Source organism: Streptomyces sp. NPDC059003 (genome assembly GCF_042740445.1).
Taxonomy (GTDB): Bacteria; Actinomycetota; Actinomycetes; order Streptomycetales; family Streptomycetaceae; genus Streptomyces.
In genome coordinates, this window is the sequence record NZ_JBHYJH010000104.1 from 1 (window position 1) to 24105 (window position 24105).

General features: G+C 72.0%; 20 protein-coding genes. 3 read left to right on the forward strand and 17 right to left on the reverse strand.

The features are described 5' to 3' along the window. Positions 1-472 precede the first annotated feature (472 nt). The 5 genes from ACFWZ5_RS29835 to ACFWZ5_RS29855 all read right to left on the reverse strand — a co-directional run bounded on the left by ACFWZ5_RS29835 (position 473) and on the right by ACFWZ5_RS29855 (position 7662). Entirely contained in the window at positions 473-1438 is a 966-nt protein-coding gene (locus ACFWZ5_RS29835; RefSeq protein WP_384804034.1) for a glycine betaine ABC transporter substrate-binding protein, read from the reverse strand. Between the two features lie 2 nt (positions 1439-1440). Then, a complete protein-coding gene (locus ACFWZ5_RS29840; RefSeq protein WP_384891565.1) occupies positions 1441-3411 on the reverse strand; it encodes an ABC transporter permease in 1971 nt (656 codons plus the stop codon). After that, positions 3411-4511: a glycine betaine/L-proline ABC transporter ATP-binding protein gene (locus tag ACFWZ5_RS29845; RefSeq protein WP_384804040.1), complete on the reverse strand. Its 1101-nt coding sequence runs from the start codon at positions 4509-4511 to the stop codon at positions 3411-3413. Before ACFWZ5_RS29845 ends, ACFWZ5_RS29840 begins: the two co-directional genes overlap by 1 nt. Further along, positions 4504-6039: a GMC family oxidoreductase gene (locus ACFWZ5_RS29850; protein ID WP_384804042.1), complete on the reverse strand. Its 1536-nt coding sequence runs from the start codon at positions 6037-6039 to the stop codon at positions 4504-4506. The genes ACFWZ5_RS29845 and ACFWZ5_RS29850 overlap by 8 nt, the downstream gene beginning before the upstream one ends. Positions 6040-6132: 93 nt before the next feature. Continuing rightward, a complete protein-coding gene (locus ACFWZ5_RS29855; protein ID WP_384804044.1) occupies positions 6133-7662 on the reverse strand; it encodes an aldehyde dehydrogenase family protein in 1530 nt (509 codons plus the stop codon). A 165-nt stretch (positions 7663-7827) separates the two neighbouring features. Between ACFWZ5_RS29855 and ACFWZ5_RS29860 the strand changes: the two genes are divergently transcribed. Next, positions 7828-8613, forward strand: a complete 786-nt coding sequence (locus ACFWZ5_RS29860) for a hypothetical protein (protein ID WP_384804046.1) — start codon at positions 7828-7830, stop codon at positions 8611-8613. Between the two features lie 85 nt (positions 8614-8698). Here ACFWZ5_RS29860 and ACFWZ5_RS29865 read toward each other — a convergent pair whose 3' ends face one another. Beyond that, positions 8699-9238, reverse strand: a complete 540-nt coding sequence (locus ACFWZ5_RS29865; protein ID WP_384804048.1) for a hypothetical protein — start codon at positions 9236-9238, stop codon at positions 8699-8701. Between the two features lie 3 nt (positions 9239-9241). After that, complete coding sequence (locus ACFWZ5_RS29870) at positions 9242-9487, reverse strand: helix-turn-helix transcriptional regulator (protein WP_384804050.1); 246 nt, start codon at positions 9485-9487, stop codon at positions 9242-9244. Between the two features lie 322 nt (positions 9488-9809). Between ACFWZ5_RS29870 and ACFWZ5_RS29875 the strand changes: the two genes are divergently transcribed. Continuing rightward, the gene (locus ACFWZ5_RS29875) at positions 9810-10316 is read left to right on the forward strand and encodes a hypothetical protein (RefSeq protein ID WP_384804052.1); all 507 of its coding nucleotides are present in this window, start codon (positions 9810-9812) and stop codon (positions 10314-10316) included. A 69-nt stretch (positions 10317-10385) separates the two neighbouring features. Here ACFWZ5_RS29875 and ACFWZ5_RS29880 read toward each other — a convergent pair whose 3' ends face one another. Then, a complete protein-coding gene (locus tag ACFWZ5_RS29880) occupies positions 10386-11339 on the reverse strand; it encodes a LysR family transcriptional regulator (RefSeq protein WP_384806354.1) in 954 nt (317 codons plus the stop codon). A gap of 200 nt (positions 11340-11539) precedes the next feature. Here ACFWZ5_RS29880 and ACFWZ5_RS29885 point away from each other — a divergent pair, with 200 nt between their 5' ends. Further along, positions 11540-12874 (forward strand): MFS transporter, encoded by a 1335-nt coding sequence (locus ACFWZ5_RS29885; protein ID WP_384806356.1) that lies wholly within the window; start codon positions 11540-11542, stop codon positions 12872-12874. A gap of 92 nt (positions 12875-12966) precedes the next feature. Here the strand turns inward: ACFWZ5_RS29885 and ACFWZ5_RS29890 are convergent, their stop codons facing one another. The 9 genes from ACFWZ5_RS29890 to ACFWZ5_RS29930 all read right to left on the reverse strand — a co-directional run bounded on the left by ACFWZ5_RS29890 (position 12967) and on the right by ACFWZ5_RS29930 (position 23979). Then, positions 12967-13752 carry a hypothetical protein gene (locus tag ACFWZ5_RS29890; protein WP_384806350.1) on the reverse strand — a complete coding sequence of 262 codons (786 nt, stop codon included), beginning with the start codon at positions 13750-13752 and terminating at the stop codon, positions 12967-12969. Between the two features lie 5 nt (positions 13753-13757). Then, positions 13758-14144: a hypothetical protein gene (locus tag ACFWZ5_RS29895; RefSeq protein WP_384806352.1), complete on the reverse strand. Its 387-nt coding sequence runs from the start codon at positions 14142-14144 to the stop codon at positions 13758-13760. Further along, the gene (locus ACFWZ5_RS29900) at positions 14141-16102 is read right to left on the reverse strand and encodes a hypothetical protein (RefSeq protein ID WP_384891568.1); all 1962 of its coding nucleotides are present in this window, start codon (positions 16100-16102) and stop codon (positions 14141-14143) included. Before ACFWZ5_RS29900 ends, ACFWZ5_RS29895 begins: the two co-directional genes overlap by 4 nt. 280 nt (positions 16103-16382) lie before the next feature. Continuing rightward, on the reverse strand, positions 16383-17372 hold the full coding sequence (locus ACFWZ5_RS29905) for a malate dehydrogenase (protein ID WP_384806576.1): 990 nt from the start codon (positions 17370-17372) through the stop codon (positions 16383-16385). Positions 17373-18147: 775 nt separating this feature from the next. Further along, complete coding sequence (locus ACFWZ5_RS29910; protein WP_384803807.1) at positions 18148-19482, reverse strand: XRE family transcriptional regulator; 1335 nt, start codon at positions 19480-19482, stop codon at positions 18148-18150. A gap of 737 nt (positions 19483-20219) precedes the next feature. Next, a complete protein-coding gene (locus tag ACFWZ5_RS29915) occupies positions 20220-20909 on the reverse strand; it encodes a response regulator (RefSeq protein ID WP_384803810.1) in 690 nt (229 codons plus the stop codon). Beyond that, complete coding sequence (locus ACFWZ5_RS29920; protein WP_384803813.1) at positions 20906-22066, reverse strand: sensor histidine kinase; 1161 nt, start codon at positions 22064-22066, stop codon at positions 20906-20908. Before ACFWZ5_RS29920 ends, ACFWZ5_RS29915 begins: the two co-directional genes overlap by 4 nt. 466 nt (positions 22067-22532) lie before the next feature. After that, positions 22533-23102 carry a DUF3017 domain-containing protein gene (locus tag ACFWZ5_RS29925; RefSeq protein ID WP_384803816.1) on the reverse strand — a complete coding sequence of 190 codons (570 nt, stop codon included), beginning with the start codon at positions 23100-23102 and terminating at the stop codon, positions 22533-22535. Between the two features lie 19 nt (positions 23103-23121). Next, on the reverse strand, positions 23122-23979 hold the full coding sequence (locus ACFWZ5_RS29930; RefSeq protein ID WP_384803819.1) for a bifunctional methylenetetrahydrofolate dehydrogenase/methenyltetrahydrofolate cyclohydrolase: 858 nt from the start codon (positions 23977-23979) through the stop codon (positions 23122-23124). Positions 23980-24105 lie beyond the last annotated feature (126 nt).

A 24105-nucleotide genomic window follows, 5' to 3' on the forward strand; every position in this document is an offset into this window, starting at 1 on the left:
CCTGGACCCCCTTCTTTCCGGCCTTCGGCCTCGTCCTCAAACGCCGGACGGGCTGAAACGGGGGGCGTGAACTGCCTTGGTGCGCTACCTCTGCGCGCTGCTCGCAACTTTCTCGAAGTAGGTAAATGAAGCCCGGCCGCCGCGGGCCGGGTTGCCGCGAGCCGGGCCGCAGTCGGCGACGCAGCCCGGCCGTATTCCCGCCCGAGCCGGGCGCTCGCCGGAGCGTCGGCGTTCCCGTAAGAAGTGCCTCGCCGCACCCGGCAGTGAAAGTGGATGCGACCAACCGCGGCTGCCCGCCGCCCCACCCCTGGGCCGCCCGGACGACAGCAACCCGCGCTGGAGGGACGGCAGTCAAGGGTGGAGCGGAGCGGAATCGGCGGAGCCGACGCCCGCAGGGCGCCCTTGGCTTCCGGCCCGGAAGCGCCACACTCACGACCCCCGGGCGGCCCCGCCCACCTTCACGCCTACGGAACTACTTCGGCAGCCACGCCTTCCACTTCGTCTGGTTCTTCGCGACCCACTTCTCCGCCGCGTCCTCGGGGGACATCTTCTGGTCGGCGATCATCAGGGAGACCTCGTTCTGGTCGGCCTCGGACCACTTGAAGTTCTTCAGGAAGGCCGCGGCCTTGCCGCCGTTCTTGGCGAAGTCGGCGTTGAAGTACTTCTGGAGCGGCGTGTGCGGGTAGGCGCACTTGATCTTGGCGGGGTCGGCGTCGCAGCCCTCCTTGTAGGGGGGCAGCTTGACCTCCGTCATGGGGACCTTCTCGAACAGCCACTGCGGCTTGTACCAGTACGTCAGGAACGGCTTTTGCTGCTTGGCGAACTGTTCGATCTGGGTGATCTGGGCCGCCTCGGAGCCCGCGAAGACGACCTTGTAGTCGAGGTCGAGGTTCTCGACGAGGGCCTTGTCGTTGGTGACGTAGGACGGGGAGCCGTCCATGAGCTGGCCCTTGCCGCCGGACTCCGGGGTGCGGAAGTCCTTCGCGTACTTGTTGAGGTTCTTCCAGTCCGTGACGTCGGGGTGCTTCTTGGCGAAGTACGTGGGGACGTACCAGCCGATGTGACCGGTGACGCCGACGTCGCCGCCGGGGACGATCGTCTTCTTGTCCTTGATGTAGCGCTGTTCCTGGTCCGGGTGGCCCCAGTCCTCCATGATCGCGTCGACGCGCCCCTGGCTGAGGGCGTCCCAGGCCGGGATCTCGTCGATCTGGACCTTGTCGACGCGGTAGCCGAGCTCCTTCTTGAGCAGGTACTCGGCCACCGCGACATCGGCCTGCGCGCCGACCCAGGACTGCACGGACAGCGTCACCGTCTTGGCGCCCGCCGCGTTCGCGTACGGAGACGCCTGCTTGGTCATGTCGGCGGCACCGCAGCCGGAGAGCACGACCAGGGCGCCCACGCCGGAAACCGCGGCGGCCACACGCGTACGTACCCGCATGGTCACGCTCCCTTCTTCGCGCGGCGTTCCGTCGGCTGCGTCACCCGGTCCAGCATCAGACCGAGGCAGACGATGGCGACACCGCCCACCAGACCGGTCGCGAGGTCACCGCGCGCCAGACCGGCGAGGACGTCGTAGCCGAGCCCGCCACCGCCGACCAGGCCGCCGATGACGACGACGGCGAGGACCAGGACGACGCCCTGGTTGAGGGCGAGCAGGAGGGCCGGGCGGGCCAGCGGGAGCTGGACCTGGCGCAGCCGCTGCCAGCCGGTGGCGCCGAGGGACTCGGCGGACTCCATGGCGGCCGGGCTCACCTGGCGCAGGCCCTGCGTGGTGATGCGGATGACGGCGGGCAGCGCGTAGACCACGGCCGCGGCGACGGCGGGGGCGCGGCCCACGCCGAAGAGCGCGACGACCGGGATCAGGTACACGAACTGCGGCATCGTCTGGAAGACGTCGAGTACGGGCCGCAGCAGGCTCTCCAGGCGCTTGCTGCGCGACGCCGCGACGCCGATCGCGAAGCCCAGGACGAGGGTGACGGCCACACCCGCGAGGACCTGCGAGAGCGTGTCGAGGGAGGCGTTCCAGACGCCGAGCACGCCGATCCCCGCCATCGCGAGGACCGCGGTCAGGGCCGTCTGCCAGGTGCCGATGACCCAGGCGAGGGCGGCCACGATGAGCAGGACCGACCACCAGGGCAGGCCCTGGAGTCCGTCGCGCAGCGGGTCGAGGACGTACGTGGTGAAGTGCGCGGCCCAGTCGGCCGTGCCGCCGACCACGGGGACGCCCGTGTACAGGTGGTCGACCATCCAGTCCTTGGCGGTGTTGACCGGCTCGGCGATCTGCACGACCCAGCTCGTCGGCCACTCCAGGCGGTCGGCGAACCGGGAGGCGAGGGCGAAGACGAGGGTGACGGCGGCGGCGACCGACCAGCCGCGCCACCCGCGCAGCGGCGAGGTGTCCTCGGCCTCGCCGGCGCCGAGGCGTTCGCCGGCCGCGCCCGTGACGCGGTCGAGGACCACGGCGAGCAGCACGATCGGGATGCCGGCGGCGAGGGCCTGGCCGACGTCGACGGAGGCGAGCGCCTGGTAGACGCGGTCACCGAGGCCGCCCGCGCCGATGACGGACGCGATGACGGCCATGGAGAGCGCCATCATGATGGTCTGGTTGACGCCGAGCAGGAGCTCCTTGCGGGCCAGCGGGAGGCGCGCGGAGAGCAGGCGCTGACGGGCGGTCGCGCCGAGCGACGCCACCGCCTCCATCACGCCGCCGTCGGCGCCGCGCAGGCCGAGGGCCGTCAGGCGCGCCATCGGCGGCGCCGAGTACACGACCGTCGCGAGGACGGCCGCGGGCACGCCGATGCCGAAGACCAGGACGACGGGCAGGAGGTAGGCGAAGGCCGGGAGCACCTGCATGGTGTCGAGGACCGGGCGCATCATGCGGAACACGCGGTCGTTGAGGCCCGCGGCGAGGCCGAGCAGCATGCCGAGGACGACGGACGCGAGCACGGCCACGGTCATCAGGGCGAGCGTCTGCATCGTCGGCACCCACATGCCGAGCAGGCCGCAGAGCGCGAAGGCCGCGGCGGCCGTCACGGCGAGCCTGACGCCGGCCACGCGCCAGGCGATGGCGCCCGCGGCGACGGTGACGCCCGCCCAGCCCGCGGCGAGGAGCACCAGGTAGACGCCGCGCACGGCGAGGACGACGGCGTTGCTGATGTGCCCGAAGAAGTACAGGAACAGCGGGTGGCTGTCGCGGTTGTCGATGATCCAGTCGCTGGCGTCGCCGAGCGGCTCGGTCAGGTCGACGGTGAGCGCGTCCGGCCAGGCGCCGGAGGCCCACTTGGCGTTGAGGATCGGTACGGCGACCGCCGCCGCGAGGGCGAGCAGCAGGAGCTTGACGACGGCACGGTGCCGCAGCAGGGTGCCGAGCCCCGTATCTCGTACCGGGGTCGACGCGGTGGCGGAGGCCATTACTTGACCACCTCGCCGGACTGCGCCGGTATGCCCGCGACGACCCCGAGCAGCCGCTCCTGGTCGACGACGCCCAGGCAGCGGCCCTCGTCCATGACGCGCGCGGGGAAGCCGGTGCGGGCCACGGCCTCGATGGCCTCGGACACGGTCGCGTCGGGCGCGAGGGCCGGGCCGCGCGTGTCGGCGTCGGACGTGGCGTCGAGCGGCCGCATGGCGCGGCGCACCGTCATGACCTGCTCGCGCGGCACGTCGCGGACGAAGTCGCGTACGTAGTCGTCGGCGGGCGAGCCCACGATCTCCTCGGGCGTGCCCAGCTGGACGACGCGGCCGTCGCGCATCAGGGCGATGCGGTCGCCGAGCTTCAGGGCCTCGCTGAGGTCGTGCGTGATGAAGACCATGGTGCGGCCCTCTTCGCGGTGCAGGCGGACGACCTCCTCCTGCATGTCGCGGCGGATCAGCGGGTCGAGGGCGCTGAACGGCTCGTCGAAGAGCAGGACTTCGGGGTCGGCGGCGAGGGCGCGGGCCAGGCCGACGCGCTGCTGCTGGCCGCCGGAGAGCTGGCCGGGCTTGCGGGCCTCCAGGCCTTCGAGGCCGACCTTGGCGACGACCTCGGCGGCCTTCGCGCGGCGCTCGGCGCGCTTGACGCCCTGGATCTCCAGGCCGTACGCGACGTTGTCGAGGACCGAGCGGTGCGGCAGCAGGCCGAAGTGCTGGAAGACCATGGACGCGCGGTGGCGGCGCAGCTCGCGCAGGCGGTTCTTGTCCATCGCGAGGACGTCCTCGCCGTCGATGGCGACGGACCCGGACGTCGGCTCGATGAGCCGGGTCAGACAGCGCACGAGCGTGGACTTGCCCGAGCCGGACAGGCCCATGACGACGAAGACCTCGCCCTTGTTGACCTCGAACGACACATCGCGCACGGCGGCCGTGCAGCCGGTGCGCTCGCGCAGTTCGGCGGGTGTGAGGGCGGTCAGCTCCGGGTCGCCGGGGACCCGCTCGCACTTCGGGCCGAAGACCTTCCACAGGTTCTCGACGGCGAAGACGGGCTCGGCCCCGGACGCGGCGGCCGCCTGCTCGGTGAGAGTCGCGGGCTCACTCATGGGCGTCACCACCCAGCAGCTCGGCACATTTCTCCCCGACCATGAGCACTCCGATCATCGGGTTCACGGCGGGCATCGTCGGGAAGACGGATGCGTCCGCGATACGGATTCCGTCGAGCCCGCGGATCCTCAACTCCGGGTCGACTACGGCAAGTTCATCATCGGAGGCGCCCATTCGGCAGGTGCCCGCCGGGTGGTAGACGGTGTGTGCGGCCTTGCGGACGAGCTCGCTGATCTCGGCGTCGTCGGTGACGTCCGGGCCCGGGAAGACCTCGCGCTTGAGCCACTTGGCGAACGGCTCGGCCTTGGCCACCTTGCGCGCCAGCTTGATGCCGTCGACCAGCGTCCGGCCGTCGTAGTCGCCCTCGTCCTCGAAGTACTTGAAGTCCAGGGCGGGCTTGACCTCCGGGTCCGCGGAGGTCAGGTAGAGGCGGCCGCGGGCGCGGGACTTGGGGATGTTCGGGGTCATGGAGACGCCGTGCTCGGGGCGTTCGTAGCCGAGGCGCTCCGGGTTGTCCGTGAACGGGATCTGGTAGAAGTGGAACATCAGGTCCGGGCCCTTGTGGGCCGGGTCCCGCTTCACGAACAGGCCCGCGTCGGAGTCCATCGCGGAGTTGCCGGGGATCGGCCCGTTGGTCTCCCAGACGATGACCGACTCGGGGTGGTCGATGAGGTTCTCGCCGACGCCCGGCAGGTCGTGCGTGACCGGGATGCCGAGGGCCTCGAGGTCCTTGGCCGGGCCGATGCCGGAGTGCATCAGGAGGCGGGGCGTGTCGACCGCGCCCGCGCAGACGAGCACCTCGCGGCGGGCGGTGAGCAGCTGCTCCGCGCCGTCCTTGGTGCGGATGTGCACGCCGCGCGCGGTCTTGCCGTCGAGCTCGAGGCGGTACGTCCAGGTCTCCAGGAACAGGTGGAGGTTCGGGCGGTCCCCGGCCTCCATGTGCGGGTGGAGGTAGGCGACCGAGGCGGAGGAGCGCTTGTTGTTCTCCGGGTGGTACGCGAGGTCGAAGAACCCGACGCCCTCGTCGAACGGCTGGTCGTTGAAGCCGACGACCTCGGGGACGTCCAGGGCCGTCTTGACGGCCTCGACCCAGTCGGTGGCGATCTGGTTCTGGTCCTTCTTCGCCACGCGCACCACGTTGTTGCGCAGCTTGCCGAAGTAGGGGTCCATGGCCTTGGCGTTCCAGCCGGTGGCCCCGGCCTCCTCCCACTCGTCCCAGTCGGACGGCAGCGGCTTGAAGGAGATCAGCGTGTTGTGCGAGGAGCAGCCGCCGAGGACCTTGGCGCGGCTGTGCAGGATGTGCGAGTTGCCGCGCGGCTGTTCGGTCGTCGTGTAGCCGTAGTCGAGGTCGCCGCCGAGCAGGCCGAGCCACTTGCGCAGCGTGAGCACGTCCTGGCGGTCGATGTCGCTCGGGCCGCCCTCGATGACGGCGACGGTGACGTCCGGGTTCTCGGTGAGCCGGGACGCGATCACCGAACCTGCGGTCCCGCCACCGACGATGACGTAGTCGAACTCGGTTCCAGTCATGGGGGTACTGCTCCTCTTCCTGCCAGGTGACGCAAAGGTGCTTACGCGTAATGAGCGGGCGCCCGGGGGGGGTTCGGGGCGCCCGCGGATGCCTCAGCCCGCGAACCAGCGGACCGGCTTCGGGTCCAGGTTCTGGTAGATGTGCTTGGCCTCGCGGTACTCGGCGAGCCCGGCCGGGCCCAGCTCGCGGCCGACGCCGCTCTTGCCGAAGCCGCCCCACTCGGCCTGCGGCAGATAGGGGTGGAAGTCGTTGATCCACACCGTGCCGTGGCGCAGCCGGCGCGCCATGCGCCGGGCGCGGCCGGAGTCGGCGGTCCAGACGGCGCCCGCGAGCCCGTACTCGGTGTCGTTGGCGAGCGCGACGGCCTCGTCCTCGGTGGTGAAGGTCTCCACCGTCAGGACCGGGCCGAAGACCTCCTCGCGCACGACCTTCATGCCGCGGTGGCACTGGTCGAGGACGGTCGGCTCGTAGAAGTAGCCGGTGGCGGGGTGGGCGTCACTGGGCTCGGGGCGCTTGCCGCCGGTGCGCAGGACCGCGCCCTCCGCCAGGGCGGAGGCCACGTACATCTCGGTCTTCTCGCGCTGCTCCTGCGACACGAGCGGGCCGCACTCGACGCCGTCCTCGGTGCCGCGGCCGAGGCGGATCTTCCCGGCGCGGCGGGCGAGTTCGGCGACGAAGCGCTCGCGCACCGACTCCTCGATGATGAGGCGGCCACCGGCGGAGCAGACCTGGCCGCTGTGGATGAACGCGGCGTTCAGGGCCTGGTCGACGGCCGTGTCGAAGCCCTCGTCCGTGGCGACGGCGTCGGCGAAGACGACGTTCGGGTTCTTGCCGCCGAGTTCGAGGGCGACCTTCTTCACGCCGACCGCGGCGGCCTGGGCGACCTTGGTGCCGGAGACCAGGCCGCCGGTGAAGGAGACGAGGTCGACGTCCGGGTGGTCGGCGAGGCGGGCGCCGACGGTGTGGCCGGGTCCGGTGACGATGTTGGCGACGCCCTCGGGCAGGCCGGCCTCGACGAGCAGCTCGATGAGGGCGACCGTCGTCAGCGGCGTGATCTCGCTCGGCTTGATGACGAAGGTGTTGCCCGCCGCGAGCGCCGGGGCGATCTTCCAGCTGGCCTGGAGGAGCGGGTAGTTCCAGGGCGTGATCATCGAGCAGACGCCGATGGGCTCGTGCACGACGACGCTGTGGATGTCGTCGGACCCGGCGTCCACGACGCGGCCCGCGCCCTCGCCGATCACCAGGTCGGCGAAGTAGCGGAAGGCGTCGGCCACGCAGTCGACGTCGACGCGGCCCTCTTCGAGGGTCTTGCCCGCGTCGCGGGACTCCAGGAGCCCGATCTCCTCGCGGTCGCGGACCAGGAGGTCGGCGACGCGGCGGAGCAGGGCGGCGCGCTCGGCGACGGGCGTGGCGGGCCAGGGGCCGTCGTCGAAGGCCTTCCGCGCGGCGGCGATCGCGGCGTCCGCGTCGTCGGCACCGCCCTCGGCGATCACCGCGAACGGCTTGGCGTCAGCGGGGTCGATGATCTCGCGGGTGGCGCCGGATGCGGCCGCGCGCCACTCTCCGCCGACGTGGATGGTCTGTTGTGCGGACACGTCCCTGTTGCCTTCCGTTCCTGTCATATGCCCCACCTGTCACTCGTGGTAGCCGGGAGCACCTGCCCGGGGCCGGGAAAAGCATGCGTATTCGATGGCCGAAAGTGCGCTGTGTCACTGCGTATGCGGGTACGCGGGGTGAAACGTACCCTCGAAGCACGTTCTGTCACCGGAGGTGACGTTATGCACCAAATGTCCCGTACGCGAGTACGCGCCGCGACCGCGGCCTGTGCTGCCGCCGCCCTGGCCCTGCTCGTCCCGGCATGTTCCTCGGACGACGACAAGAAGGACAAGGGCAAGGACGGCACCGCGGACCTCAGCGCCCAGGAGATCTCGGACAAGGCGAAGCGGGAGCTGCTCGACGCGAAGTCGGTGCACCTGAAGCTGACGGACAAGGGCACGGACGTCGAGAAGGACGATCCGGCCACGATGGACTTCCGGCTCGACCGCGACGGCAACTGCACCGGCACGCTCGCCTTCGGCGCGGGCGGCGGCTCGGCCGAGCTGGTCAAGCAGGGCGACAAGGTGTGGATGAAGCCCGACGAGGCGTTCTGGAAGAACCAGGTGCCGGGCGGCGACGGCGCGGCGGCGGCCGAGCTGTTCAAGGGCCGCTACGTCCACGGCAGCACGAAGGACCCGATGCTCAAGGGCCTCGCCGAGGTGTGCGACCTCAAGGGGCTCCAGAAGACGGTCGGCGAGGACTCCGACGACGACACGGAGAAGCTGAAGAAGGGCGCCGTCACGACGGTCGACGGCACCAAGGCCGTCCCGCTCACGTCCACCGAGGACGGCAAGGAGAAGGTTCTGTACGTGGCGTCCGAGGGGAAGCCCTATCTGATCCGCGCCACGGAGAAGGGCGACGGCGAGGACCAGACGACCACGCTGAGCGACTACGACAAGCCGGTGCCGACGAAGACGCCGTCGGCGGACGAGTCCGTGGACATCTCCAAGCTGCAGGAGCAGCTCCAGCGGACGTGACGCGCGTGCGGCGCCGGACGCCCGTGCGGCGCCGTACGCCCGTACAGCGCCATACGCCCGTACGGCATCACGCGCCCGTACGACGTCAGTGGGCGGCCTCGACCGCGAAGTCCTCGTCGAACTCGTCGGCGGGCTCGTCCTTGACCGAGAAGCCCGCCACCCACAGCGGCGTCAGCCAGTGCGCGGCGAGCACGCAGGCCGCCGCCTGGAACACCAGCACCTTGAGACCCACGCCCGCGAGCCCGGCGACCCCCGTGCCGACCACGACCGCGAGCAGCAGCCAGGTCATGATCCGGTAGGCGCGGGCCCGCACCCGGTCGCGCTCGGCGCGCTGCCGCTCGTCCAGGGCGCGCGTCCGCAGTTCGAGCAGGCCCCTGGTCGAGCCGTTGATGACCCCGGTGGCGACGCACCACGGCAGGAGCAGGCCGAGCATCACCCACACCGTCCAGGTCCGCTCGCCGAAGACGGTCGCGAGCCAGGCCACGACCTCCGCGACGGTCAGCGCGATGTGCACGACGACGACGGCCCGGCGCCGGGCGGCGGTGCGGTACAGCGGCTCGCCCTCGGTGCGGTTCATCAGGACGTACATGCACCGGTCGAGCGCGGTCAACTGCTGCTGTGCCATGACTTACTGGTCCTTCCCGTACACCTGGTCCGTGAGCGGGCGAAACGGCTGGAGGGAGAAGAGCGCCTCGACGGGGAGCCCGAAGTGCTGCGCGATCTTCAAGGCGAGGTCGAGGCTCGGGTTGTACTGCCCCCGCTCGATGTAGCCGATGGTCTGGTAGTGGACGCCCACGGCCTCGGCCAGGCTCTGGCGCGACACCTTCCGCTCGGCGCGCACCATGGCCAACCTGTTGTGGACTTGCTCGCTCATGTATAAGAAGTACTACATTCCAGAGCAGGTCAGCAAGAGCCGACGCCCCCATTCCGGACGGGACATCCACAGGGTGTGCACGGCACGCGCACGGCAACCAATCGTCCGGAAGCGGGAGTTGACGCCCCGTCGGCGGCCCGGGAAGCCGCCGGAAAGGCGCGCGCGTCCGCCCGCCGCGCACGGATGAAACGCGAACCATGTCTTGTATCCCCCTCCCCTCCCCCTTGGCTCCCCTTTGTCGCAATGGGCCGCTATCCAGGCCCGGCGTCCCGCAGGAGGGTGGTCGCACCGGGGCCCCGACCCGAGTGAGAGGTGAATCGGAATGACATCGTTCGCACCCGTGGGCCTGAGCGGCATCGGCACGGCGCCGCAACAGCAGCAACAGCAGCAGCCCTTCGGCCAGCAGATCCCCGGCCAGCAGGGCATCGGGCAACAGGGCATAGGCCAGCAGGGCCTGGGCCAGCAGCCGGGTCAGCAGGGCATGGGGCAACAGGGCATAGGCCAGCAGCTCCAGCAGCTCGGCCAGCAGCAGCCGTACCAGTCGCTGCTCCAGCAGCTCGGCCAGCAGCCCGGCACCCAGCCCCAGGTCCAGTGGATGGTGGGCTACGCACAGGCCGTGCGCGCCCCGATCGTCCCGTTCCCGGGCTACGAGAAGGCCATGATCCTGCTCGTCGACGGCCGCCCCGTGCAGCTGCTCCAGCCGAGCGACTTCGCGGTCCAGGCCGTCCTGATCGCGATCCAGTCCGGCCAGGCCGTCCGCGTCGCCTACGACGACCGGATGCTGGTCCGCGGCATCGAGATCGAGGTTCCCAGGGGCGCCATCCAGTAGTCCCTGCGGTCACGGACTCCCGTGTGGGCACCAAGGCCCGGGCCGCCGGACGGCGGCGGCCCGGGCCGTCTACGTACGCGGCGCATCCGCCGTACGCATCAGATCCCGCACGCAATCCCGCAGCCACGCGTGCGCCGGGTCCGCGTCGTGGCGCGGGTGCCAGGCCATGGCCAGGGACAGCGGCGGAAGCCGCAGCGGAACCGGGAAGGTGACCAGGCCCAGAGGGTCGGTCAGCGGGCGCGCCCAGGGCATGATCAGGCCGACGAGGTCGGTGCTCAGGAGGATGAAGAGGGACGAGGGGTACGTCCCCACGTTGCCGACCACCCGCCGCCTCAGGCCGAGTTCGGCGAGCGCGGCGTCCAGCGGGCCCGTCATGCGGCCCTTGCGCGAGACCGTCAGATGGTCGGCCTCCTCCGCGAACCGCCGCGGCGTCAACTCGCCGTCGAGCAGCGGATGTCCGGGGCGTACGACACCCACCATCACGTCCTCGTGGAGCGGCTCCACCCGCACCTCGGGCGCCGTCGTGTCGATCACGCCGACCTCCAGGTCGGCGGTGCCGTCGCGCAGCACGGGCGCGCCCAGATGGCTCTCGGGCAGGAAGCGGAGCCGCACCGCCGGGGCCTCGGCGGCCGCGCGGGCGAACAGCGCGGGCGCGTACGCGGCGGCGAGCGCGTCGTGCCCGACGATCGTGAGCGTGCGGTCGACGGTGCGCAGGTCCTGGGCGCCGGGCCCGGCGAACACGGCGCGGGCCCGCTCCACCACCGCACCGACCTCCGCCTGCACGGCGAGCGCGTACGGCGTCGGCACCATCTGGCGGCCCGCCCGCACCAGGATCTGGTCGCCGAGCGCCTTGCGGACCCGGCCGAGGGTGCGGCTCATCGCGGGCTCGGACAGATGCAGCCGCCGGGCCGCGCCGCGCACGCTGCGCTCATCGAGCAGGACGTCGAGGGCGAGGAGCAGATTGAGGTCGAGGTCGAGCCGCCCCGGCTCCCGCACCGGCTCACTTGATTGCGTCACGTGCAGGTATCCCTTGCGAAAGTTGCACTGGAAAGCAGGTAGGGAGCGAGCCTACGGTGGCGGCACACCCCACGCCACGTCGCTCCCGAGGAGGAGCCTTGCCTTCCCCTGCCCCCAGCCGATCCCCCCGCCCCGCCCCCGATACGCCCCAGCCCCGCACTCCCACCCCCACCCCCACCCCCGCCCTGACCCGCCCGACCCTGATCGTGCTGTGCGCCTGCGTCCTCGTCGCGCAGAGCATGGTGGCGGCCATCAACCTCCTGATCCCCCAGCTGAGTTCGTCGTCCCTGCACCCCTCCGCGAGCGAACTCCTGTGGACCGTCGACGCGTACGTCATCGTGTTCGCGGGCCTGCTGATCCCGGCGGGCGCGCTCGGCGACCGGTACGGCCGCAAGGGCGCGCTGCTCACCGGGCTCGGCCTGTTCGGCGCGGGCGCCACGGTGAGCGCGCTTGCCGGGTCGCCCGCGCTGCTCATCGCGGGGCGCGGCGTCTCCGGCGCGGGCGCCGCGCTGATCATGCCCGCGACGATGTCCATCCTGATGCGCGTGGCCCCGCCCGAGCAGCGCCCGCGCGCCCTCGCCTCCTGGACGCTCGCGGTGGGCCTCGGCGGTCTCGCGGGGAACGTCGGCGGCGGCCTGATCGGCGAGTACCTGCCCTGGCGCGCCCTGTTCTGGGTCATGCTGCCGCTCGCCGCGCTGCTCGCCGTGGCCGTCGCCCGCACGACCCCGCGCACGGCCACCGCCCCCGACGCCAAGTCCCCCGACCCCGTCGGCACGCTCCTGCTCACCGCGGGCCTGGTAGCGATCCTCTTCGGCATCATCGAGAGCCCCCTGTACGGCTGGACCTCGGCCCGCATCCTCATCGCGTTCGCCGTCGGCGCGGTCCTGCTCGGCGCGTTCACCACCCACGCCCTGCGCTCCCGCGCCCCGCTGTTCGACCCGCGCGTCTTCCGCTCGCGCCGCCTGTGCGCCGCGACCCTCGGCACCGCGGCCAGCTTCTTCGGCCTCTTCTCCCTCTTCTTCGTCAACTCGCAGTATCTGCAGTACGTGAAGGGGTACGGGGCCGCGCAGGCCGGCTTCGCCATCGTGCCGCTGACGGTCGGCATGGCGCTGGTGCCGCGGCTCGCCGCCCGCTGGTCCCGCACGCCGCGCCCGGTGGTGGGCGCCGGCCTCTTCCTCATCGGCGCGGGCCTGCTCGGCACGTCCACCGCGGACGCCGCGACGCCCTACGCCCTGTACGCCTGCTGGCTCCTCGTCATCTCGGCGGGCACCGGCCTGTGCATGCCCGCCCTGACGATGGGCGTGGTCTCCTCACTGCCCCCGCACCAGGCGGGCCTCGGCTCCGGCCTCGGCACCTCGGCCCGCGAGGTGGGCGCGGCCCTGGGCGTAGCCATCACCGGCACGATCCTCGCCACCGCCCACACCACCGACTTCACCCACGGCATGGCAGAAGCCCTACGAGCAGTAGGAACGGTGGTCCTGATAGCAGCAGCCCTGACAACGACGGCCTGGAAAGCATCATCTAGCCCGTCCGGCGTTTGAGGACGAGCGCGAAGCGCGGATAAAAGGGGGTCCAGGGGGCGGAGCCCCTTGGTTTCGGGAAGGGGCGGGACTGGGGCGCCCCCGCGAGGACCTCACCCACACACACTCGCAGGCGGACAGAACCCCTCAATCGCCGCAGCCAACAGCTCCCGAACCTCCCCCCGGCCCTCAGCGTCAGCGCCATACGCCGCGATGGCGTACAACTTCCCATCCACCCCCTCGAACCGCTGATCCACCACGTACCACGCCCCGACCTCCGGCTCCTCATCAATCCGGTCCGTGGTGTACGTGAGCCGCGCGGCAGCCCGATCCCCCTCGGAAAGCCGCTCAAGGGCAAGCTTCCGGAATCCCGCCGACTTCGGCACCTTCGTGTCGTCGAGGAAGTCCGTGAGCGACGCATACGGCGTCGCCTCACTCACCTCGTACACCTGAAGGCGCCGAGTGGCGTCGAAATTGCGGTAGTTGACGATATCGATGCCGACACCGGGCTCGGCGTCCACGCTGGTGCGGGTCCAGCCGATCGGCACGGCGACGCGGAAGCCCTCGGGGTCGCTCACGGTCTCGTACCCGGGCGGCGCCTCGTCGCCCGGCGAGGACGAGGACGGGGCCGGGGACGACGCGGAGCCGCCGTCGCTGCCGGAGGCTTCGAGGCCCGCGCTGCTCCTGGTCTCGGGCCCCATGAAGTACACCGTCGGCTCGGGCTCGTCCTTCCAGCCGACGGCCCACGTGCCGAAGGCGAGCCCGCAGGCCGCGAGGACGGCGACGGCACCGCGCAGGACCGTGCGCTGGCGGACCGCGTCCCGCGTGTGGAGGACGGCGAGCTGCCGTTCGCGCTCGGCGCCCACCCACTCCTGACGCTTGCTGTCGAAGACCCGCACGGCGGTCAGCCGGGGATCTGCGGGAGTTGGGCGAGCGCCTGGAGGACGGCCGTGACGGCCCCGGCCGTCGTGGCGGCGGGCGCGTAGTCCGCGAGGCGGTCGCGCAGCCGGCGCAGCGGTCCGCCGCCGGAGCGGCCGGTGCGGGTGATCTCGCCCTCCACGTCGGCGAGTTCACCGTCGAGCGCGTCGTCCTCCGGGGTGCGCTCCTCCTGGCCGAGGCCGCGCCGCAGCCCGCGGACCGCCGTGAGCAGGGACGCGTACTCCTGACTCGCCACCACCGTCGTGTAGTTGGTGGACTCGGCCCTGCCGTGGTCGCCGAAGGCCTGGGAACCGCCGTTGATCGCGTTGATGTTGACGGTCGCCCCGCCGCCCGTGTGCGCGTCGTCGCTCATACCGTGGTCTTCTCCATGTGAGTGGCCTGGCCGTGGCTGCCGGTGGCGAGGGCGCCGCCGGACATCTCGTTGATGTACACGCCGCTGTTGTTGATCTGCGTGATGTTCTGCTCAAGGCGGTCCGTGCGGTACCCGCTGGCCTGCAGCGCGTCGCGCACGCCCTCGCCGATGCGGTCCTGGAGCGTCCTGATGTACCGGGTGACGTCCATCTCCTGGAACAGCGAGAGCTCGTCGCTCGCGGCCAGCTGGCGCAGCGAGACCAGCGGGGCGTCCGGCGGCGCGGTCCGCACGGGAAGCAGCCGGGCGGCGAGGACGCGCAGGGCGCGGGCGGCGCGGGCCGGGAGCGGGGCGCCGCCGGGGGCGGCGTGGCCCGCGCGCGCGGCGGCCGCCTTGGCTCCCCTGGGCCCCTGCCCCGCGTCCGCCTCCCGCCGGTCCGCGGGTCCGGCGGCGGCCGCCGCGAGCCAGAGCCGCAGGGACGGCAGCAGCGACGGCAGCGCGCGCAGGGCGGCGATGCCGGTCGCCACGCCGATCGCGGGCGCCTCCACCCAGGCGCGGGCGGCGTCGCGCAGCGGCCCCTCCGGTGCGCTCGCCGTGACCGTGTCGACCTCGCGGAACTCGGCCATGACGGGGCCGAGGACGTGCGGCACCACTTCGAGCACCAGCATCCCGCCCTGGGTGTGCACCCGGACCAGGAGCGAGACGACGACCTGCTCGTTCCAGGCGCCGACCCGGATGCGCAGGAAGTGCCGCCGGGCCTCCCCGCCCTCGCCGGCCGCCTCGGCGATGTGCCGCCGGGCCTCGTCGGCGTCGTACACCAGGGCGGTCCTGTCGTCCTGCCCCGTGAACAGCTCCTCGTCGCGGCCCGCCCCCGACGGCAGATAGACGAACTCGTCGATCTCCAGGTGCCGCAGCCGGTCCTTGCTGGTGACACCGGCGGACCTGCGCAGGGCCTTGAGGCGCGGCTCGATCATGGTGATGACGTCGCGCGCGGTGAGCGGCGCGCGGACGCCCTGGCGGGGCAGGCCGCCGTCGGGTGCGCTCTCCCCGCCGGTGCCGCTCTTGCCGTTCTTGCTGTCGTCACGCTTCAGTTCGAGGACGACGGACCACGGCTTGCGGGGCGTTCCCGCGCCCACGAAGGGGCGGTTCACGTCGTACAGGGTGAGCGGGGCGTCCTGCTCGCGGCGGATGCACGCGGCGAGCGCGGCGTACCGTCCCGGCAGCTCGGGCCGCTCGGTCTCGGCGAACAGCTGCCGGGCGAGGCCGCCGCGCAGCCTCCGCTTGCGCACGGCCTGGTGGCGCCAGACCACGGCCGCGACGAGCAGCGGGAAGATCACCGGGTACGGAGTGTCGGCGATCCCCGCGAACGCGGTGACCCAGTACGTGACGGCGAGCGCCCAGGCGTTGACCGTCACCAGCCACCCGAGGCGGCTGCGCAGCCAGCCGAGCCAGGCGGGCAGGGTCACCCGCCGCAGCGGGGCCCCGCCGCCCGTGTCCCGGCCGCGCACGACACGGCCGCACCACAGGAGCAGGACGACCGTCGCGTACATCAGGCCCCAGCCGCCCGGCACCAGGCCTCCGGCGCCACCGCCGGGCTCCGCCCCGCCGGTCTCCCGCGCGCCGAAGGGCAGCATCAGGACGTCCCCGAAGGACAGGCCCGCGTCACCGCCGGAGCGGTCCTCCATGCCGTCCCACGCCATCACGGCGTCGGTGACGAAGAACCCCGCCCACACCGCGAGCAGCAGCAGTGCGGTGACGACCTCGTCGCGGCGGGCGCGCAGGGCGTGCGCGAGCACCGAGAGGACGTCGGCGCCGAGCGGCGGCGCCACGGGGCGCTCGGCGTGGCCGACGAGCTCCTCCACGACCCGTCTGCGGAACGCGGCGTTCAGATGGACTCCGGCGCACAGCAGCCGCGTGGCCTCGGTGTGCGCGTACCGCCGCGTCGGCGGCTCCTCGTGCATGCCCCGGCACCCCCGATGCCTCAGCGAACTCACCCTGCACAGCTACGGAGCTGGCACCGTAGCGGCGGCGCGGGGCGACTGTCCGGCGATTGGGACAGGTGTCCCCCCAACCGGTGAGGGAGTGACGGACGGTGCGGGCGGGAACGGCAACCGCCCCCGGGATCCGCGTGCGTACGCGGGTCCCGGGGGCGGTTGACGAGGCGTGAGGGTGGCGGCCCTCGCACCTCAGACTTGAGGCTTGCGGCTTGCGGCTTGCGGCTTCGACCTCAGGCTTCAGGCCTCAGATGAGGCCGAGGGCGCGGACCGCCTCGCGCTCCTCCTCGAGCTCCTTGACGGAGGCGTCGATGCGGGCGCGGGAGAACTCGTTGATCTCCAGGCCCTGCACGATCTCGTACTTGCCGTCCTTCGTGGTGACGGGGAAGGAGGAGATGAGCCCCTCCGGAACGCCGTACGAGCCGTCGGACGGAATGCCCATGGAGGTCCAGTCACCGGCGGCCGTGCCGTTGACCCACGTGTGGACGTGGTCGATGGCGGCGTTCGCGGCCGAGGCGGCCGAGGACGCGCCGCGGGCCTCGATGATCGCGGCGCCGCGCTTGGCGACGGTCGGGATGAAGGTGTCGGCGAGCCACTGCTCGTCGTTCACGACCTCGGCGGCGTTCTTGCCGGCGACCTCGGCGTGGAAGACGTCCGGGTACTGCGTGGCCGAGTGGTTGCCCCAGATGGTGAGGCGCTTGATGTCGGCCACGGTGGCGCCGGTCTTCTTCGCGAGCTGCGAGATGGCGCGGTTGTGGTCGAGGCGGGTCATCGCGGTGAAGCGCTCCGCCGGTACGTCGGGGGCGGCGGCCTGCGCGATGAGGGCGTTGGTGTTGGCCGGGTTGCCCACGACGAGGACCTTGACGTCGTCCGCGGCGTGGTCGTTGATGGCCTTGCCCTGCGGCTTGAAGATGCCGCCGTTGGCCTCCAGGAGGTCGCCGCGCTCCATGCCCTTCGTACGGGGGCGGGCGCCGACGAGGAGGGCGACGTTGGTACCGGCGAAGGCCACGTTCGGGTCGTCGCTGATCTCGATCGAGTTCAGCAGCGGGAAGGCGCAGTCGTCGAGCTCCATCGCGGTGCCCTCGGCGGCCTTCAGGGCGGGCGTGATCTCCAGCAGGCGCAGATTGACCGGCACGTCCGGGCCGAGCAGGTGGCCGGAGGCGATGCGGAACAGCAGCGCGTAGCCGATCTGGCCGGCCGCGCCGGTGACGGTGACATTCACGGGAGTGCGGGTCATGGCGATCTCCGTAAGACAGCTGGCGGTGGGGGTCCCTGCCCCATGTGCTGGATCCCCTGCCGACGCCCTTGTCGATCGCCTCTCGATGATCGATCTCTTGGCATCAAGAGAGATCCGCGGTCAGGCTATCGCGCCGATTCTCGCCGGGGGCGTCAGGGCGGTGTGGCTCACCCCACAAGGCCTGGCCCCTGGGCCCTGGGCGGTTCCGAGGTGGCGGCCGCCACGTCGGAAGAGGGGACGTGGCGGCCGCCTGGGGGTGTGACCACTCCCGTGGGGGTACGGTGCGTCTGCCCTCCGGGGGCTGAGGCATGCCGGGTTGCCCCCGATGTTTTCCGGCCATGCTTTTTGTGGGTCTCCCACCCGCCCGCCCGTTTCTGGCCTTCCGCGGGGTGGGCGCCTCTGGTGGAGGTGACCCGCCGCCGGCGGGTGCGGGCACCCGCCCACCGCTGTCGCGGCTTCCATCTCCCACCCGCCCGCCCATTTCTGCCCTCCCGACAGGTGAACGCCCCCTGTGGGGGTTGCCCACCGTCGGCGGCTGCCGCGCGGGGGCCCACCCTGGGACGCCCGGCCAATGGGGTGGGGGTAGGCCCAGGCGGCACGCCATGGGCGGGTGGGCGGGAAGAAGCCGCCGCGATAGCGGCGGGACCTGTGCCCACGGGTGGGGGTAGGCCCGGGCAGTACGCCATGGGTGGGCGGGCGGGAAGAAGCCGCCGCGGCAGCGGCGGGGCGGCAGGCCATGGGTGGGGGTGGTCGGTCACCCCCAGGCCGGCGGCAGCTACTTCGTGCAGGACTTCTGGCCGGTCTTCAGCGTCGCGCAGGCCTTCGCCTGCGTGCCCGACTTCACCGCCACCATGGGCGTATACGCGTCGAAGTCCGCGTCCACGGTCCCCCGCTGCTTACCGGCCGCGCCCCCGCCGGACCCCGTTATCTGGACCTTGTCCCCAGGCGCCGCCTGGGTGATCCGCGCCCACGCGGCCCCGCAGGTCTTGCTGTAGCGCACCTCGACGAGCGTCTTCGTGCCGACAGTGACGCGGGACGTCGTCCTGGCCAGTTCGCCGCCGCAGCCCATGGTCTCGGGGTCCTTGCCCGCGCAGTCGTCGCCGCTGCACTTCACGCCCGCGGGCAGCTTCGCCGTGGAGGTCCTGGGGGACGTCGACGGCTTGGCGTCGTCGTCCTTGCCGTCCTTGCCGATGCCGGTGAGGAACACCGCGACGGCGATGACGACGAGCGCACCGACGACACCCGCGAGGAACATCGTCAGCTTCCGCTTGCGCCGCTGCCCGTCGGGCGACTTGCCGTCAGGCCCGACGGCCGGTCCGGTGGTCGCGCCCACGACTCCGACGGCCGACCCGCCGTACGCGGTCGAGGCCGAGGCGAGCGCGGAGGCGGCCGCCGCGGGAGGCGTCGCCGACGCCTCGTACGAAGAGGACGACGAGGCCGACGCCGACGAGGCCGCAGGAGGCGACGACAGCGGCGAGGCGGCACCACCCGGCACACCCGACGCACCCGACGCACCGGGTGCCGTGGCCGCTCCCGCCGCCCCGGGCTGCGCCGGCGCCTGCGCCGCGTACCGCACCCCGTCCTGCCCCCGCGCGGCGGGCTGCTGCGGCGGCATCGTCGGGGACACCCCGGCCGGTCCCGCGACACCCGTCACGGCCCCGACGCCCCCACGCGCCTTGCCCGAGCCGCTCGCCTTGCCCGAGTTGCCCGCCTTGCCGGAACCACCCGCCCTGCCCGAATCGCCCTTCCCCTTGGGCGGGTTGGGCGTGGCCAGCTCACCGAGGGCGGCGCGGGCCTGCGAGATGCGGATGGCCTGCATGGTCATGTCGTGCCGCATCTCGGAGCGGCTCCAGGCGCGCTCGGCCAGCTCCCACATGGTGATGAGGTGGACCGGCGGCGTACCCGTGACTTCGGCGAGCGCGACGATCGCGCCCTTGGGGGCGAGCAGCCGCCCGTTCAGATAGCGCTCCCACGACGTCTTGCTGTAGCCGGTCCTGTCGGCGACGGCGGCGATGCTGAGGCCGCTGCGGTCGACCAGCCTGCGCAACTGGCTGGCAAACTCCCTGACCTGCGGGTCGAGGTCGTCCGGTAGCGCTTTCCAACGAGGCATTGCTCCCCCTACTCCCCCGTACGTGCTTGCTCCCGCGCATCGTGCCCTCTGCCCCAGTGCCCCGCACAAGCCCCCGAACGCTCCCGTTCTGGACTACCCAGAGGGATGCGCAAAGCCAGGATGTCAGTTCCCGGAAAGGGGGCGCACGGGTGCATTTGCGGCCATGGGGTGCCCCGTCGCACGCCTCGCGGTCTTCGGCCCAGTGTCCCACCGACGTGCCGCGACGCGATGCGGAACCCCGGCTCCCGCACCAGGACGCCCCGGAACCCTCCCGTATGCGGCAGTTGACCCTTTTGCGGGCCGAGGCGGTGGCGTCCGCCCGATTCATGATCGTTGCGGACCGGGAACACCGTTGCGGAATGGTCACTTCCGTGCCACAGGGGACCAGCTTCCCTTGAAGCGGAGATGGCGCGTCCATGACGCTTAAGGCGCACGGCGAGCCCACGGCCCGCCCACGCAGACCGGCGGCGCCCGTCCTCCCACGGGGGAGAGGACGGGCGCCGTCTTGCGCTCTTCACCTGCGCATTCGTGGCTTTTGGGGGTGGTACGGGGGGAGGGGGCGCGCCCGGTCGTCGGCCTTGGGCACACCAGGGGCGGCGGGCTCGGGCACCCGAAGGCCGCGTCCGCGTCTGGCCGGATGCCGCCAGGCACGGCCCCGTCCCACTCCCCCGCACACCCTTCGCACTCGCACTCGCGCCCTCACTGAGAGCACCCCGGAAGGCGATGACACCCGGAAGTCAGCGTCCCGAGCTCCCGGGCGTCACGAGGCCCGTCTCGTACGCGATCACCACGGCCTGCGCCCTCGTGTCCAGGTCCAGCTTGTTCATCGTGCGGTTGAGATGCGTCTTGACCGTCGCCTCGCTGATGTACAGGCGGTCGGCGATCTCCGCGTTGGACAGGCCGCGGGCGATCAGCTTCAGGACTTCGAGCTCCCGGCCCGTCAGCGCCTCCAGGTCCGGCGGCGGCCCCGCGCTCCCCGGCATCGCGCCGGAGCGCACCGCGAAGGCCTCCACGAGGCGGCGCGTGACGCTCGGCGCGAACAGCGCGTCGCCGCTGCCGACCGCGGCCACCGCGGCGAGCAGCCGCTCGGGCCCGGAGTCCTTGAGCAGGAACCCGGACGCTCCCGCGCGCAGCGCCCCGTACACGTACTCGTCGAGGTCGAAGGTCGTCAGGACCAGGACGCGGGGCGGCGGGTCGGGGGCCGCGGCGAGGATGCGCTCCGTGGCCGTGATGCCGTTCATCTCGGGCATGCGGATGTCCATCAGGATCACGTCGGGCCGCGTGGCGGCAGCGAGCTCCACGGCCTCCGTGCCGTCGCCCGCCTCGCCGACGACCTCGATGCCGGGGGCCGCGCGCAGCACTCCGACCAGCCCCGCGCGGATGAGGAACTGGTCGTCCACGACCAGCACCTTGATGTGGGGGGTCATACAGTGGCGTCGTCTCCCGGCGGTGCGGCCCGCGCGGACGTGGGCAGGGTCAGCCTGACGGCGAACCCACCCGTGCTGCGCGGTCCGATGCTGATCGTCCCGCCGTAGAGCTTGGCTCGTTCGCGCATACCAATCAAGCCATGCCCACCGCCTCGTCCGACTCTGTCCGTAATCACCCCCTCTCCGTCGTCGGCGACCGACACCTCGATGTAGTCGCGGTGGTAGTGCAGTTGAACGGTGGCACTGGCGTGACGCGCGTGCTTCAGTACGTTGGTGAGCGCCTCCTGCACGACCCGGTACGCGCACAACTCGACGCCGGGCGCGATCGGCCGCGGCGTCCCGGTGACCTGGAATTCGACAGGTACGCCGCCCGCTCTGACCCGCTCGGCCATCTCCCCGATGCCGGCGAGCCCCGGCATCGGCGCGTCCGGCACCTCCCCGTCGTCCTCCTGCGCCCGCAGGACCCGCAGCATGCGCCGCATTTCCTCGAGCGCCTCGGCGCTGGTGCCGGATATGGTGCCGAGCGCGGAGCGCGCGGTCTTGGTGTCGGTGTCGAAGACGAACTTCGCGAGGCCCGCCTGCACGGAGATCACCGACATGTGGTGGGCGACCACGTCGTGCAGCTCGCGCGCGATCCGCCCGCGCTCCTCCACCACCGCCCGACGGGCCTCCTCGTGCTGCTCGGCGCGCGTCTTGCGGGCCAGCTCGGCGGAGCGTCTCGCCAGGTAACCCATGCGCCACACCAGGGCGTTGAGGCAGACGGCCTGCACGGCGATCGTCGGGATCGAGGACGGGTAGTCACTGATCACGCCGCCGAAGATCCAGGTGGCGGCCAGTAAACCCGCACAGTATCCGGACGTACGGGTGGGACGCTGGAGCGCGACCGTGTAGAGGCACAGCATCGGGGCGAACGACGGCGGCTGGGGCATGTAGCCCAGGGCGACGTAGACGGTCCAGATGCTGTACGTCACCAGACAGACCGTGAGCGGGGCCTTCGAGCGCGCGAGGGTCGGCAGGATCACCAGGAACGCGAGGACATAGCCCCGCAGGTCCAGAGCGGGCCAGCCGAGGTCCTCCACCTGCCGGCCGACCAACACCACGCTCGCCGCTTGCCCCAGGGCGAGCAGCACATCGACGGCGAACGGGCGGAGGCGCATCGCCGCAGCGTAACGCGCATGCCCGCGGGTCAACGTCCATCGGGTGCCGTACCGCGGGAGTTGTAGACGGCGCGGCGATACGCCCTGCGTGGTACGCGAACCTCAACCCCGCATCGGACGACGCGGGGCGCCCGGGCCGCGTAGTTTCATGTTCAGCAACACCACCCGCGTCGCCTCTTCATGAACGGCGCGCACGGGGGAAGGGGGCGCGGACCCGCATCACGGGGGTTCGCACGGGGGACCTGGGTCTGCGCCCCAATAACGACTTCCAGAACGGCACGTCAACAACAGCTTGTCGATGACCAGCCATGACCACTGAGGTCAGCGGCCTCGTGCAGGGGCGCACGGGGGAAACGGGCCCGCGACCGCAGCAGCACCACCCAGCCCCCACGGCCAACGGCCCGTACTCTCCTGGCGAGTACGGGCCGTTGGTGCGTCCGGGGTCCGCGTCCGAGCGCCGCCCCGGCTAGCTGCTGATCGTGAAGTGCAGCGTGTCGTCGAGGAACGGGATCACCAGCCATGGATCGGGCTGGGCCATCATCGCGAGCAGCACGATGGTGAGGCCGAGTGCCCCGTACGTCACCATGTCCGTGAACCGCGACCGCACCGCCAGCATGCCGACGCCCGGCAGCGTCCAGCGCATCACGGCCCCCGCGAGCAGTGCGAGCCCGATCAGTATCGTGCCGACGCGGAACACGTCGAACGCGGTCAGGAGCAGCCCGAGGGCGACCACCGACACGACGGCGAGCAGCGGCCACTGGCGCGCGGGCGCGGGCGCGTCCCCCGGGGCGGCCCGCCCGCCGCCCTCGGGCCGCGCGGTGTCCCGCGTGAAGAGGGGAAAGCGTCGGGACGTCTTCCGGGGCGCACCATCGGGACCGGGCGCGCTGACGGCGCCCTTCGCGGTGGGCACGGCACCGTTCCCGGTGGCCACGGCATCCGGCTCCGGCGCGTCGGTGGCCGCCTCCGGTGCGTCGGCGCCCGGCTCGGACGCGTCGGTGGCCGCCGGCTCCGCCCCGCCCTTCACCTCAGCGTTCATGGGGTCGCCCTCCCCCCGCTCAACCCGCGGCACCGCGCTCGGCTGCCTCGACGACGTTGACCAGGAGCTGCGCCCGCGTCATCGGGCCGACGCCGCCCGGGTTGGGCGAGAGCCAGCCGGCGACCTCGGCGACGCCGGGGTGCACATCGCCGACGATCTTCCCGCTCTCGTCGCGCGAGACGCCGACGTCGAGCACGGCCGCGCCCGGCTTCACGTCCTCGGGCTTGACCAGGTGCGGCACGCCCGCGGCGGCCACGATGATGTCGGCGCGGCGCAGGTGCGACGCGAGGTCACGGGTGCCGGTGTGGCACTGGGTCACCGTCGCGTTCTCCGACTTCCGGGTGAGCAGCAGCGGCATCGGGCGCCCGATGGTCACGCCGCGGCCGATGACCACGACCTCCGCACCCTTGATCTCCACGTCGTGCTGACGCAGGAGGCGGATGATCCCGTACGGCGTGCAGGGCAGCGGCGCGGGCTCGTTCAGAACGAGGCGGCCGAGGTTCGTGGGGTGCAGGCCGTCCGCGTCCTTGGCCGGGTCCATCAGCTCCAGGACGCGGTTCTCGTCGATGCCCTTGGGCAGCGGCAGCTGCACGATGTAGCCGGTGCAGGCCGGGTCGTCGTTCAGCTCCCGCACGACGGCCTCGATCTCCTCCTGGGAGGCGGTCGCGGGCAGTTCGCGCTGGATGGACGCGATGCCGACCTGCGCGCAGTCGCGGTGCTTGCCCGCGACGTACTTCTGGCTGCCGGGGTCGTCGCCGACCAGGACTGTGCCGAGGCCGGGCGTGACGCCCTTTTCCTTCAGGGCCGCCACGCGGGCGGTCAGTTCGGACTTGATCGCTGCTGCGGTGGCCTTGCCATCGAGAATCTGGGCGGTCATGGTCCCATCCTCCCGGATGAGCCCGCCCGCGTACCAATCCGGGGCACCCGCGCGGCCATCGGCGCGCGGGTGCGATTGCACACGCATAACGCACAACGGAAGCGGCTGGACAAACACGCGGGCGCT